The 14,965-nt window shown below is 48.7% G+C and carries 3 protein-coding genes; all 3 read right to left on the bottom strand.

Annotation, left to right across the window (positions count from 1 at the left end):
• Positions 1-12,458: DUF4347 domain-containing protein (locus EBI00_RS02990; RefSeq protein ID WP_123094424.1), on the bottom strand; the 12,458-nt coding region annotated here is incomplete at its 3' end.
• Positions 12,459-12,576: 118 nt separating this feature from the next.
• A complete protein-coding gene (locus tag EBI00_RS02985) occupies positions 12,577-13,311 on the bottom strand; it encodes an efflux RND transporter periplasmic adaptor subunit (protein WP_123094423.1) in 735 nt (244 codons plus the stop codon).
• A 3-nt stretch (positions 13,312-13,314) separates the two neighbouring features.
• Positions 13,315-14,955 (bottom strand): TolC family protein, encoded by a 1,641-nt coding sequence (locus tag EBI00_RS02980; protein ID WP_123094422.1) that lies wholly within the window; start codon positions 14,953-14,955, stop codon positions 13,315-13,317.
• Positions 14,956-14,965 lie beyond the last annotated feature (10 nt).

The raw sequence follows: 14,965 nt of genomic DNA, 5'->3' as shown, positions 1-14,965 counted from the left end.
CCAGTCGCCCCTGAAGTGATCACTGGCGTATTGTCATTCAAGTCATTGACACTGACGGTCACGCCTTTCTCAACACTGCGCATGCCATCAGAGGCGATGACGGTAAAGCTGTAGGATGACTTCGTTTCATAGTCCGCCGCGGCTTTCAGCTTGACTTCACCAGTTGCAGTATCAATGGTAAAGGCATCGTGGTCACCCGTCGCTTTTAAGCTATAAGTCACGCTGTTATAGGCGGGGGTACCGTCGTCATCAGTAGCCGCTGCAGTATAAACGGGCGTTGTCACCACTGTATTTTCAGCCAAACTCGCTGTTGCAGCAGAGCTAAACACAGGCGCATTGTCGTTGATATCGTTAATTGAGATAGTGACAGCCGCTGCACTGGACGCTTGCCCTACTGCGTCGGTCGCCACGATATCGAGCGTGTAAGACGTTGCAGTTTCATAATCAATCGCTGCAGCACCCACGCTGGTAAGCGTCACGACACCATTATTGTCAATCGCAAAGTAGCCATTGTCGTTACCCGATTGAATCAAGAACTGACTTACTCCGTTCGTATCTGTGGCTTTAACTTGGCCGATAACGGTATCAGCCACCATGCCTTCATCAAGATTAAAAGCTTGAGAGGCAGTCACAACAGGGGCGGTATTATCAATCGTTAATGTATCGCCAGAGGTAAATCCAGCCCCGATGGCGTTACTCACTGTATCAGTAATGCCCGTACCAGAAGCTTTAATGTCAAGACGAAGACTACCATCGCCGCTGATATTGTTCACAGTCACCTGGTAAGTCGCACCAGAACCGGATATGGAAGCCACAGTACCCGACGCGCCACCAAATAAACTAAAGTCGCTAACATCGACACCGGTTACGGCCTCATCAAAAGTCACTGTAAAGGTCGTACTGTCTGCGGTGGTTAACACAGCACCATCTCGGTTAATCGCAACAACACTTGGACCTGTATTATCTATAGTGATTTGTTGCCCAGTCACACCGGCACTTATCGCATTACCCGCCGTATCAGTGATCCCTGTTCCAGAATCTTTTAAATTCACCCCCAAAGTACCATCACCACTAACGCCATTCACTGTAATGGTATAAACCGAATCAGAGACTTGCGTCACACTCGTGATAGAGCCACCAGCGGCGGTGCCAGTCAATACAAAATCAGCGGCATCCACTCCACTCACGGCTTCATTGAATACCGCAGTAAAGGTGGCCGCACTGCCGTTTTGATTTTCGGCGCCCGTGCGAACAATCGCCACACCCGCTGGTGCAGTGGTATCAATAATAAAGGTTTCGCTGTCACCAGCGGACAAGGCATTACCCGAAGTATCTGTGATATCAGAGGTATTTAGCGTCAATACATAAATACCTTCCGCCGTCGTCACGCTCGAAAGATTCAGCGTGTAGGCGCTACCTGAGCCCTCTACCGTTATGCCTGAAAGCGATACAGGAGAGCCATCTTTAGTCAGTGTAAAGTCGCTAATATCAACATTAGTCACTTGCTCACTGAAGTTAATAGTAACCGTACCCGCATTGGGTTGAGTAGGATCGGCAATATCTACAATCGCAACCGTTGGCGCTGTAGTGTCTACCGTACCCGTGGTAAAGTTATAACTTATTGTATCGCTGATGGCTGCTAGAGCATTATCTGAACTGTCTGTTAACGCACCCGCCGTTATCTGAATGGCGTACTGGTTGGTCGCCATCAGATTATTCGTTGGGTTGATGGTCAATTTATTACCCACAATAGCAAGCTGCCCATTGTGGTTGCCCACATCAATGGTCAAACTATTCGCACCATTGCCTGTAATATCGTACAGGGTAATGGTGCCAGCATTACCTAACTGAACCCCCTCATCAAAGGTAATCTCAATAGAGTCCGCGACCGACACCCCAGTGGCATTGTCGGCAGGTACTACAGCACTAATAGTCGGTGCAATATCATCACTCACCGTAATACTGAACGATTTCTCAAATGTGGCATCGCCATCGTTCACCTGTACACGGATGCTATAAGTGCCAGCAGGCACATTCGCACGGTCCGTCACACGCAGATTGGCGCCATCAATATTGAACTTGCCATTATCCGTATCACCAGTACCCGCAACTAGGGAGTACGTGAAGCTTTCACCGGTATCCGCATCCGTCGCAGAGAAGCTACCAACCACCACATTTGCAGAGCCTTCGGAATGACTAAACGCCTCATCCGACAGACTAATATCGGTTGGTGCATCGTTGACCGAGGTACTGATCACGGTAGTAATGTTATCGGTACCATTGGCGGTGCCATCGTTTACCGTAATGGTAAAGGTCGTGGTTTCGGTTGAGCCGGGAGCCACACGGTTATCAGCAGGGCTAAACACCAACTGACGCAAGGCCGCCTGAGCAGAAGCAACAGTGGTAGAGGCTAACGAGTATGTCCCATTGTTATTATCGGTAAAGCCAGACGCCGTCAATGAAGCAGCAGTAAAGGCCCCTTTCGCCGCCGTATCCAAGGCCACGGTAATGGAAACATTATCATTGTCCGCATCGGACAGAGACATAGAGCTAAATGGCGCTACCGTTGATGCATCGTTAACAGCCTGACCTGCCTCAGCATCAGAAATAACTGGTGCCTGATTGGGTGGCGCAATAGTTGTGACATCTACTTTTGTCACACTCGATTGCATATTCGGTGTGCTTTCATCGTCTTCAGCTACCACGTAAATATCATACGAGGTACTAGCCGTTAAGCCTGTAACATTGAAAGTATTAGAGAAATCACCACCTGAAACGGTAGCATTGCCGGATGTAATAACCGTTGCCCCACGTCCATTATTATCATCGTATGAAACCCCCGCTTTGACTTGAGCCGCCGTAGGAGGTTGTGCGCCATCCGCCACTACCACGTAATAGACTTTACCGGCTTCATCAATATCGGTCTCTAAATCGACTGTGGTGGCAGAAATATTGCTAACAGAAGGAGTTGAATCAAATGTAGGGGCAGCAGTATCAGATGCAGGCTTCTCAAATTGGATTGTATCAATCACGAAGTCATGCCCAGTTGTTACACTTGATGTAATGGTTAACTGAGTTACTGCCCCCAAACTAGAGAGATTAAATTGCGTAGGCTGCATCATATTTACAGACACTTGAGCTGAGTTACTGCCATTAGAAACATTCCATATGAATGGACCTTCTCCTGGATCAGGTACCCCATGTTTTGCAGCTACACCTCCATATGTACCATAGAAAGAGCTAATAAGAACGGGCTCACTAAATACTAAACTGACCTGATTTACATTATTTACATAGGTCCAGAACACTTTCCCAGAAAAGCCACCGTTGCTGTAGTCCAGTAATGTGTTATACACAGGATTTCCTGTTGGAGCATCCGAACTGATCGTAACCGTTACCCCGTCAACAGTTTGTTGTATTTTGTATTCCTTACCATCACCAATACTCGAATCGGCAGCTGGGGAACTGACCTGAGTAGCATTCGTCATGTCGAAAACAGAGCTAGTAGGAATAAGCGTATCACCATAACTATCTAATTCTATTCCGTTAGTCTCTACCTCCCCACTCTTCACTTCCAACTCCCAATCGCCACCCAGCTCAGCCGAGCCGGTTAGGTCATCAGAAGCAGCGATATTCGCGCCTGTGACTTGGGCGAGTTGGTTGATAAAGGCGATGCCGGTGTCCCCTTGGGCGACGTTACAGCCGTATAGCAGGATGTCGCCGCTGTCGCTGAGGGCATTGTCCCACGCCGCAAAGGTGGCGCTGTTTTGGTTAATAGCATCGGCAGAAAGGGTCTCTGCGCCGAGGTAGATTTCCCCTGCTCCACCGTGAGAAAGGATATGCAATGCATCCAGATCGTTGTAGTTGGCTAAGATCTCGGTAATCTGTTCAGTCGCAGAGCGTGAACCATCCAATAACCAAATATCCGCTTCTGGATTCGCTTGCTTGGTCAGCTCGACTAAACCCGGCACACGGGAGTCAATAATAACCACTTGTTTGGCATCCGCGACCGATTGCTCTAGCAAGGTGCCTTCGCGGTTTAGATCGACAATGGCATCAAGCTGCGCTTGGCTTAACGCGCCTTCATTTAGTAAGGTGCCTGCAATTGTATAATGGTCGCCAGCGGTAAATTGCGCTGTAGAAGCTTGATTCACTGCATCATTTACGGAGCCTGTGAAACTCAAGCCGACCGTTTGGCCGATACTGCCATTGACCCCACTCACCGTCACTTTAAAGACTTTACCATCGGCGCTGGAAACGCTGCTCACACCTGTGTTAGTGGCATTGCCCGTGACAGCAAAATCACCCATGGCGATATCGGAAACCGTTTCGCTAAAGACCACGGTAAAGACCACATCAGTGGCCGTACCCGCTTTCACTTGGTTAACCATGCCACGGCTAATACTGGTCACCGTCGGCAAAGTATTGTCGATAGCATAAGATTCGTCCGTTGTCGGCTCTGTAACAGCCAACGCATTGCCCGCAATGTCTGTCATGTTTTGGCCAGACTTGAAGTTCAAGCCAAGGGCACCATCACCGACAACATTGCTAACAGTAACGGTATAAGAAGAGCCCGAACCCGATACGGCTGACACTGTACCCGTCACATCACCAGAGATTTCAAAGTCATCCATACTGACATGGGTAACGGCTTCACTAAAAGTCACATTAAAAGTCACCGAATCGGCCGTACTTAACGCGGTATTGGTCGTGATAATCGCGGTAGCCGTCGGTGCAGAGTTATCTATCGTATATTGCTCAGTGACGGCGCTGGCTGTGGTTGTTGTTAAGGCATTTGTAGCGGTATCGGTCACGGTCGCGGCCGATTTCAGTTGCACACCCAAAGTACCATCGCCTGTCACACCAGCAACAGTAATCACAAAACCATTGCCGGTACCCGTTACGCTGCTAATATTTGCACCGTTGGTCGCCGTTCCGGTTAATTCGAAATCATCAATACCCAAACCTGTTACGGTTTCGCTAAACACCGCGATAAACTGTACTGAGTCGGCATTCGTCGTAGCACTGTCTACGCGGTTTATTGAAATTAACGTCGGTGCTACCGTATCAACGGTGTAGGCCTCATCGTCCGCAGGCTCCACTGTGGCTAAATTGTTACCAGCTAGGTCTTTGACGGCATGGTCAGAGGCCAGATTCAAACCAAGTGATCCCACACCAGAAACGCCCGTGACATTAACCGTAATGCTATTCGTACCCGAGCCCGAGATAGAACCAATGGTGCCAGCTACTGAGCCAGTTATCGCCAGTACAAAGTCCGCTGCTGTGACATCCACCGCTTCATTAAAGGTTAAGGTAAAACTGGTCGTCGAACCAGTAATCACCGCATCGCTGGTGCGCTGAATCGACAAGAACGTTGGTGCCACAGAGTCGGTCACACCTGTGGTGAAGTTCAGTGTGGTATTGTCGCTGATGCCAGCATAGGTATTCCCAGCGATGTCACGTACCGCATTGCCGTCCACTCGAATAGCGTACATTGTTGCTTCGTCAAGGTCTGCTGATGGCGTTATAGTGAGTGTCTTACCTAATATCGTTAGTGTACCAGCATTAAATGATTCGACTGTTACGCCGGTAGTGACATTAACCAAAGAAATATTATCAACTCCTGATATACCACTAATGTCTTCATCAAAAGTCAGGATAATGTCGCCGCTTTGTGTCACTTGCACCGCGTTATCAGCAGGAGATGAACTAGACAAGGTCGGACCCGTGGTATCAATCGTGATCGTTAAACCAGACGAGGCCACGCTCACGTTACCCGCTGCATCGGTGGCTTTAGTGGTTAAAGTATGGGCTCCAGCAGATAGTGCACTGCTGGCGATGGCCCAATTACCTGAGCCATCGGCGGTGGTTGTACCCAGCTCTGTTGTGCCATCCGTATCATAGAGTTTTACCGTCGCATTCGCTTCTGCGGTGCCTGTGACCGTCGGCGTGTTGTCATTGGTAATGTTGTCGGTACTTGAAACACCTGTGTCGGACACAGTGGCCAAGTCAGGTGTCGATGTGGCACTTGGTGCTGTGGTGTCAATCACAATGGCTTTATTGACCGCTAATGAACCACTAGAGTTAGGGGTTGGCAAGGTCAAAATGGCATCGTTAGTGCCATCTTTGATGGTGCCATTGCTCAGCACCAAAGCAGCCGTGCTGATATAATCCAGATCTGAGCTGGTATCGCCTTCTTGCACCGTATAAGAAAAGGTCAATGTGTCCGAGCCAGTACCAGAAACATAATTCGCAACACGATCTGTTGTGCCCGTTTCCAAGGTAAGTTGCGGTGTGCCGTTAGTGGTATCAACAGTCACAGCCTTGCTAAAGGCAACGGTAATCGCGATCGTATCACCCACTTTGTAGTGACCATCGTCGGTCGTTGCCGAAACGCCTGTCACACTAGCAATGGCTGTACCTGTCAATAGGAAATCATTGCCTGTGCTACCCACGTAGGACGTCGCTAAATCAACACTGTTAAATGTCTTAGCGGCACCTTCAGTAAGGCTAGAAAAACGGCCAGTAATTGCATCTGAACCATCGTTACTAAGCAGTTCAAAACTCTGAGCTTCTGCAGCCGCTGGTACAACATAGTCACCAGAAAGCGATAAACTCGAGTTATTACTCAATGTTACCGTGCCATTGACGACTACCTTGTCATAATGACTCTCATCAACAATGAGGGATTCCATGACACCTTCATCAAAACTCAAATCACCATTTATGGTTAACGTACCAGCACTTCCCGTTATCCCTGCTGACAATGTCGCACCTGAATTGACTAATACTGCACTATTGATCGAACCAGAACCTTCAAGAGTACCCGCATTGACGGTCGTTATCGCTGCGTTTGGTCCATTCAGAGTGCCCGTTACAGATAACGTACCCGCGGAAACCGTCGTCGCACCGGTATATGAATTACTACCCGACAAGGTCAGAGTACCACTACCTAATTTAATCAAAGCAACGGCTTCGGAACCTTCCGACATCACACCGGAGAAGGTGGTCGAAGTATTATTACCGCCAACGGTCAAGGTGCCACCATTGGCAACAATACTTCCAGTCCCCGCAATAGAGCCGACCGTTTCAGAATCAAAATTATCTAATTCGAACGTCGCGCCCGATGAAACTGTCAACGCGCTAGTGTCGGCAATCGCACTGCCACCTGATGCAACTAAGTTACCCGCAGATACAGCAGTCGCCCCAGTATAAGTATTCTCGCCACTCAAAGTAAAAATGCCCGACCCTACTTTGGTTATACCGCCGGCACCATAAATAATACCTGAGAATTCAGTGTTAATATTATTACCGCCAGTCGTCAATGTGTAGTCAGACAGGTTTATGGAGCCAACGCCCTCCAACGAACCTATGGTCTCATTATCTTTCAAAACTAGAGTAAACGGTGACGATACTGTCACCGCTCCGCTGTCTGATAACGCATTCCCTCCTGACAAAATAAGCGTCGCTAAGTAACCGACGACCGTTTGACCGCTGTACGTATTCACACCTGAAAACTCAACAGAACCGTCACTGGCAATAGACACAGACCCAGTACCACTGATTACTTTGTCATATACCCCTGTTGTGCTTTGATCAAACCAAACGGATGCATTATTAACAATATTACCAATCAAGCTTGATGTTGTACCGCTCAAGATACCGGAAGAAACAGTCGTTGTACCTGTGTAAGTATTTGTGCCAGACAGAGACAATGTTCCAGCACCTAATTTCTCAGTATTACCCGAACCAGAAAGTATTCCAGACAAGATCACACCATTCGCATTACTGATTAAACCGCCATTCAACACGAAGTTGTTGGTGATGGTGCCAGAACCTGTGATCTGCAAGCCTTGGGTTAGCGTCACTGCACCGGTACCAAGATTGGTCCCGTCGGCCACGATGACGTTTGCACCGCCGGCGCTACCGGCAATGTTAAAGCCGCCAGAAAAGCTGTTGCTTCCGCCTAGTGTCAACACGCGGCCACCGCCCTTAGTCAAGGCACCCGAACCAGTAATATTACCACTGACCGTCGAGTCAGCAGAACCCGTCACCTGGATAGTCCCACCGCTGCTGCCAAGCGTGATACCGTGGGTAATAGCAGATGCACTCTGAAGATAGAGCGTACCGCCGTCTAGGGTAAGCGTGCCGGTGCCGAGATTGTCGTTGGACGAGATCATCAGATTACCAGCAGTAACTGTAGTCGCCATTGCAGAACCACTGTTGTTCCCCGACAACTTCAGATCACCGCTACCGGTCTTGGTCAGAGTATTGCCGTCGCCCGACACTGTGCCGGAGAGGGTGAGCCTAGAATCTGTTTGAATTGTGGCATCACCAGTCAGCGTCACAGCATTGTCTATAGTAGTGTTAGCTGTCACATCCAAAGTACCGCCGTTCAAAGACACAGCACCTGAGCCCAGATTAGAATCTGCCGCCACTGCCAAGGTTCCCGCTGAAACCGTGGTCAAACCGGTATAGGTGTTTGCTCCAGTCAAGGTAAGTATGCCGGAACCGGATTTTGTCAAGGCGCCCGATCCAGCCAGCGTGCTAGATACCGTTAATACATCGCTGGTTCCATTGGTAAATGTGACGTTTCCGCCAAGGGACAATGTGCCGTTAGAAATGGTCAAGGCACTCATAGAGTCGGTATCAAAGGTGACGCCTGACGCAACAGTCAACGTACCACCATTCATATTCACGGTTGAACCAGATGCCAGATCGAATGCCACCGTCTGGTTAGCCGAAGCGTAATGCAGTGCCTCCGCCAATGACAAACCATCACCATCGGCGAGGTCGGCTGTGTAGTCGGAGAAAGATAGGTTATCGCCAGTATTATCACCTGTGGTCACAGTAGGTGAATTGACAACATCATACGTTGAGTTATTTGTGCCTGTTGGTGTGGTCGCAGCCAGAGCATTGCCTGCAGTATCGGTGATATTTTGCTCACCTGCAAAAGACAGCGTAACAGTCGAATTTAACGCAGCTAAGTCTCCGCCAGAAACCGTCACATCGTAAGCATTACCACCCGCACTTAAGATATTGGTTACGGTGGCCGTCGTACCACTAACGCTAAAGTCAGCCGCATCAATTGCGCTAACGGCTTCATCAAATGTTACCCGATATACAACACTATCCGCATCAGTGATCGAACTTGAAGAAGTTTGTCGTTCAATAGAAGTGACAGTGGGTGCTGTGGTGTCACTAGCTACGGTGATATTGCTAAGATTAATGTCATCTACAGCAACTATCATAAAACTATTGCTGCTGGTTATAGTAAAACTTGAAATGCCAGTAAAATTTGCGCCGCTCATACTGATGACGCCACTACTGGTAGAGTCGGCTACAATTCCTGATGACTGTGTTCCCGATTTTGATGTTGTAATTGTGAATGTATCACTAGGGCCGTTGTTGTATAACTTTATTGAGCTAATATCAAATGTGTATCCAGTTATTGCAAATGTTAACTGAGTACCCTCTCCATTATCTCCATAGTAAAGCGTTTCCGCGCCACCCAGCTTGCTTCCAACTCCGCCAAATGAACCAGTGTAGATAACGTCATTTAACGCTGTAGCAGTAAGCGTCACTCCCGCTGATGAGTGAGCAAATGTCGCTGATGCATTATCACCAGCTACGGTGAATGTGCCGGTTCCAGCTTCGAAATCGAAGACCGCGTTGACAGCGGGAGCGGTGTAATTGCTAACAGTAATGCCGTTTCCGGTGAGATCGGCGGTGTCGCCTCCTGTGATTACTGTGTTCCAGTCATCGGCAACGGCAAGGTTATAGCCTGTCCCTCCCGTTGAGGTGTCGCCATCTTTGTTAAGGCGCGATGCAAGGGCCGCCTTGTCGGTTGCCGATAAGGTGATGGTAAATTCGGTAGCAGACGTGATTTCTACGTTAGAAGTATCCGTTAACGTGTAATCGCTAGAGTCCCCTTTAAAGGTGAATTTATTGGCGGTAATGTCGTTAGCAGCACCGTCGGCGTTGACCAGATTGCTTCCCGTCACTGTCAGTACACCCGTACTGGCATCATAGGTAGAGCTGGTAATGGTCGGGGTCTGTACATTGCTGACGGTGACACCATTGCCGGTCAGGTCTGCGGCGGTGGTGCGCGAAGCATCCCAGTTGGCGGCAGCGGCGATGTTAAACGTGGTCGCGCCGACGGAGGCGGTGCCGTTTTTGTTCAGTAAGCCTTCTACATGGGACTGGTCGGCTGCGTTCAGGGCCACAGTAAACGAGGTGGCACTGGCTGCGGTCACGTTAGCGCTGGTGAGGGTATAGCTGGCCCCGCCCTCTCCGGTCAGCGACAAGTTGCCCGTGGTGATGGTGTCGCCTGTGGTCATACCGGTTCCGGTGACGACCAGCGAGTTGGTGCTGGCATCGTAGGTGGCAGAGGTGACAGTGGGGCCAGTTACAATAGCTTTAACATCACTTATTAAGAAATCATTGAATACAGCGTAATCTGTTGACGACAGAACCACTTGCTTAACATCATTCAGCGGAAAAACCGAGCTTAGCGCAGTTGGCTCACCCGTCGAACCATCCGCGTTGGTATACGATACAGTGACCGTGCTTGACCCTCCAAGCTCACTCACACCTGTCAAATCAAACGAATAACCAGATTCAATATCAATGGTTAATTGCGTTCCATTGCCGTCTCCACTCACATCATTCGACGCATACAAGCCACCGCCGTCAAAACCAAGAAGGTTACCTCCACCATCATCACTGAATGTGATGGTTCTATCTGTTGACGTATTATCTATAACTATTTTTGTCGCGGTTGCAGAACCATAGTCCGCATCAGTCTCGATAAAGGAGACTGCGGTAGCAGTGTAGTTGCTGACAGTAACCGTGTTGCCGGTCAAGTCTTCAGCGGTGGTGCGCGAAGCATCCCAGTTAGCGGCGGCGGCGATATTGAAAGTGGTATTACCTACAGAGGCGGTACCATTTTTGTTCAGCAAGCTTTCCACATGTGCCTGATCGGCGGCGTTCAGGGCCACGGTGAACGAGGTGGCGCTGGCCGCAGTCACGTTGGCGCTGGTGAGGGTGTAGCTGGCACCGCCCTCTCCGGTCAGCGACAAGTTGCCCGTGGTGATGGTGTCGCCAGTTGTCATACCGGTTCCGGTGACGACCAGCGAGTTGGTGCTGGCATCGTAGGTGGCGGAGGTGACCGTGGGGGCGGGGGCAACTACATTAGTGTAAGTAATGTCTTTAAACGTTAAGCTAGAAAAATTATTTCCATTTGCAGAACTACCGGCAATCACAAAATTGAACTCAATAGAGCTAACATTCGTTACTGGTGAACTATTACCAGTATCGAACATATTAAATATATTTGTATCTACGTTTTGAGCCATTACCTTATCTGAATTCAAAGTCATTGTTTGCAGCACAACGCCAGTTTTATCTTTGAACACAATTGTCGAAGTAGAGTCGATAGTTATTCCGTTTGCATTGAATGCATATAATTTAACCGCACTGACATCAAATGATTCTGCGTCAGTATTATCAGCCTTTATAATTAATTGCTGGCTCAATGAACTAACATCATTTAAATAAATATCTGGATTTGCAGCAATAAAACCGTTACTTACCACCAAATTAGGGTCTGTTAATGACTTAAATCCTGTACCGCCTGTATCTGAACTTCCAAGTCCTGTAAATGTAGAAGTTATTTCTGTGACTGGCGCTAAAGTATAGTGATAAATATCTTCAACAGAATCATCTAAAAATTGTGTCTCGCTTATCTGTCCTTGTTGGAATTCTAACTGCCAATCCCCACCCAACACAGCAGAACCCGTCAAGTCATCCGACGCGGCCACGTCCGCTTGGGTGGCTTGGGCTAAAGCGATAATAAAGTCTTGCCCTTCGCCGCTGGCGACTTCACAGCCGTAAAGCAGCAAATCACCGTCTTCATTAAGCGCCGCGCCCAGCTGAGCTAGATCAGCAGAACGAGTGTTAACGGTAAAATTATCTAGACTAAATCCCCCTAAATTGACTTGCCCTTCGGCGCCATGGCTGATGATATGAATCGCATCGTAGTCACTGTTGCTCTGCGCCCATAACGCCATTTGCGCGAGGCCGTCTTGAGTGGAGTCCAATAAGACAACTTCTATACCCGCACCAATACCGTCTATTAGAGTCTGGTAATCAGCCACGTTGTCTTCAATAAAGACTACTTCTTTTTTGCCATTATTTAACGCAGGATCAACCGCCCTCACTTCAGTTGGGGCGATGACGAGAGAAGTATCTGTGTCTTGCTGGCTTGCGTCGGTTTGAAATCCATCATGAAGCTGTGAGTCAGTGAATGCCTCTACTGCAGTGACCACAGCAGCACCGTCTAACAAGAGTCGCGGCTCTAAGGCCGAAATAAGCGGTTTGCGAGCCTGCTTTTTATTGACTGGAGCACGTTTAGCGGCTGCTGACTTGTTTGGCTTATTGGAATCTTGCTTCTTCATGATCACCACCTCTTAGGGGTATATTTTTTCAGTAACGTCTTCGGCAATTTAGCTTGTCTTTTAGCTGGCCTTGTTAGACATTCGTTTAATAACTTGACGCACAGCCTTCTTGCTGTTGTTAACGGGTTAACGCCACTTCATTGAATTTGGCCAACACGCTCATTCCCGGCAACACCTTGGCGGGTACGTCTTTTATACTAGCTCGTATTTGCACGGTTTGACTGGTCGGATCGACGCTTGGGCCGATATGGCTGACAAACGCCTGTAACACTTGCTGTGTTTCTTCTACTTGCAAACGAGTGGAGGCGCCTATTTTTAACCAAGATAGCCATTCAGCAGGAACAATAATGTCTGCGTCTAAACGGCTAACCCCCACAATTTTGAGCAAGGCTTGCTGCTGCTGTACGACTTCAAAAGGGGAAATATCCAGCTGCTCAACCGCGCCATCAAATGGCGCTTTGATCTCGCACCGCTCCACGTTAAGTTGAGCGATGCGCTGTTCCGAGATGATTTTTTGCAGTTCCGATTCCGCTATAGCCACCTCAAGGGTGCCAATAGAGCGAAGCTGGTTAAGCTGCTTGGTATTTTCCAAACGTATTTGCGCTATCCTCACTTCGGCAGAAACTTTATCCTGCTGGGCCTCAAACAAGCGACAATCTAACGCCACAAGGGTATCGCCTTGCTTGAAAGATTCGCCCATTTTTTTAGGCAACTCAACCACTCTCGCCGCCAACTCACTCGACAAGGTCGCCTGATGAGTGGCGACCAAAAGCCCTCGGGCATTGGTCGTTTGTGCAGCAAGCGGGCTCGCTAAAGAAAAAGCCATAACGACAATACCAGCCTTGTGCCACATACTTTACCCCTCTTCCCTCATGGCCTTGACGGATAAGTAAGCCGCTTGCATTTGTTCTTCACTGACTACATCTACGTCACCTTGTGACCAACGCTCAAACATGATGTCAAAGGCACTGGAAAGTTCTTCTAAATTCATGCCACCAAAGCCATTTGGCAGTGGATCCAAGCCCATAGATACCAGCATTTTACCGAAGGTATTTTGCAAATCGGCATACGCCAGATCGCGGCGTAGTTCCGCCAACAAGGCATTCAGCTCTTCACTGATTACCGTCAACTCACCGACGTTTTGGGCAGCGCGACTGGATTGCACCTGCTCTTGAATACGGTTCGCTACATCCAAATAACGCGTCGATAAGTCATAGGTGTCTTGGGCTTCTGCATACTCAATATTGGCAATGTGTACCTGTGAGATGACCGCCATGGAAACGGCCAACGCCTGCTGTTTGGTGGCAGCCACTTTTAACTTATTAAGCTGATCGATTTTACCATAGCGAAAGACGTTCATGAGGTTCCAATTCACCCCTAAACCAGCACTGGTCCAATCATTATTTCTTAAATAATCTGAGCCGTCGTAGTACACACCCGCATTTAAGCTCAGATTCGGAAATAACGTTAAAAATGATGAGCTGATTTCTTCTTTGGTGATGCGCTCTTGATACTGTGCTTCGATCAATTCAGGACGACGCACCAAGGCCGTCCGTTCCATGGCACTAATGTCCAGATTAAACTCTGGCACTTGGAAATTTGGTGTTGAGACATCAGCCAGTTCAAATGGCTCAGCAGGGTTAAGCCCCATTAACGTTGCTAATTCCGCCTTGGCTGGCATCAGGTCTTTGCGTAGGTCTTGCAAGGTGCGTAAAGACTCCAACAGGGCTCTTTGGTAATTTAAGGCTTCCATCGGCGACTGCGCACGCATTTGCTCAATACGTGCTGAATCCGCTAGCGCAGAGCGGGATTGAATGATCAATGGATTAATCTTGTTCAATAGTCGTTCAGCAGACACCGCCCGATAATAAGCGTTACGCGCTTGCTGCATGATGTTATGGACGACTTTGCGCTCACGCTCTTTGGAAATCAGAAAACGATCCGCTTGTTGCTTGGCTCGAAAATACGACAAGCCAAAATCCAGCACGTCCCAAGTGGCGCCAATGCTCGCATTCACTGTGCTTTTATCGGACGAAACAGAATAGCTCGGATTATTACCCAGTGCCGCCGGCTCATCACCGGAAAACGACACAGACGCCGACGCCGCATAATTATTACGGTAGGTGTAGCCAGCTCGGGCGGCAAGTTCAGGTAACATATCAAACTGATCCACCGCCAACTGCCCCTGTGACACCACGGCTTCAAAAGCCTTTAGACGGGCATCACGGTTATGCTTAATCGTACGAGCAAACGCTTCGTTAAGGTCAATAGCCTGCGTAACCGGAGCAAAGTCTTCGGCTAACAGAGTTTGGTTCTCAACCGTATTCGCCATAACATCATTGTCACTTAAGCGTGAAGGAGAAACCGAACAACCCGCCACAGCGGTTGCCACAAGCAACGCCAGGGCCGTCTTAGCAAATCGATTTTTAGTGAACACCGCTTTGGTGGTCACGTTTTGGGAAGGCGTCGCCTTAGCAGACAAAGGTTGAACAGTCATGATTTTTCCT

Origin of the sequence: Marinomonas hwangdonensis (genome assembly GCF_003721245.1) — a bacterium.
GTDB classification, from domain to species: Bacteria; Pseudomonadota; Gammaproteobacteria; order Pseudomonadales; family Marinomonadaceae; genus Marinomonas; species Marinomonas hwangdonensis.
Note: the sequence above shows the minus strand (reverse complement) of the source record. Positions and strands in the feature narration are given on the sequence as shown.

Excerpts from the sequence above, each read along its gene's own strand:
- EBI00_RS02980 (WP_123094422.1), bottom strand. The coding sequence starts at position 14,955 with ATGACTGTTCAACCTTTGTCTGCTAAGGCGACGCCTTCCCAAAACGTG.
- EBI00_RS02985 (WP_123094423.1), bottom strand. The coding sequence starts at position 13,311 with ATGTGGCACAAGGCTGGTATTGTCGTTATGGCTTTTTCTTTAGCGAGC.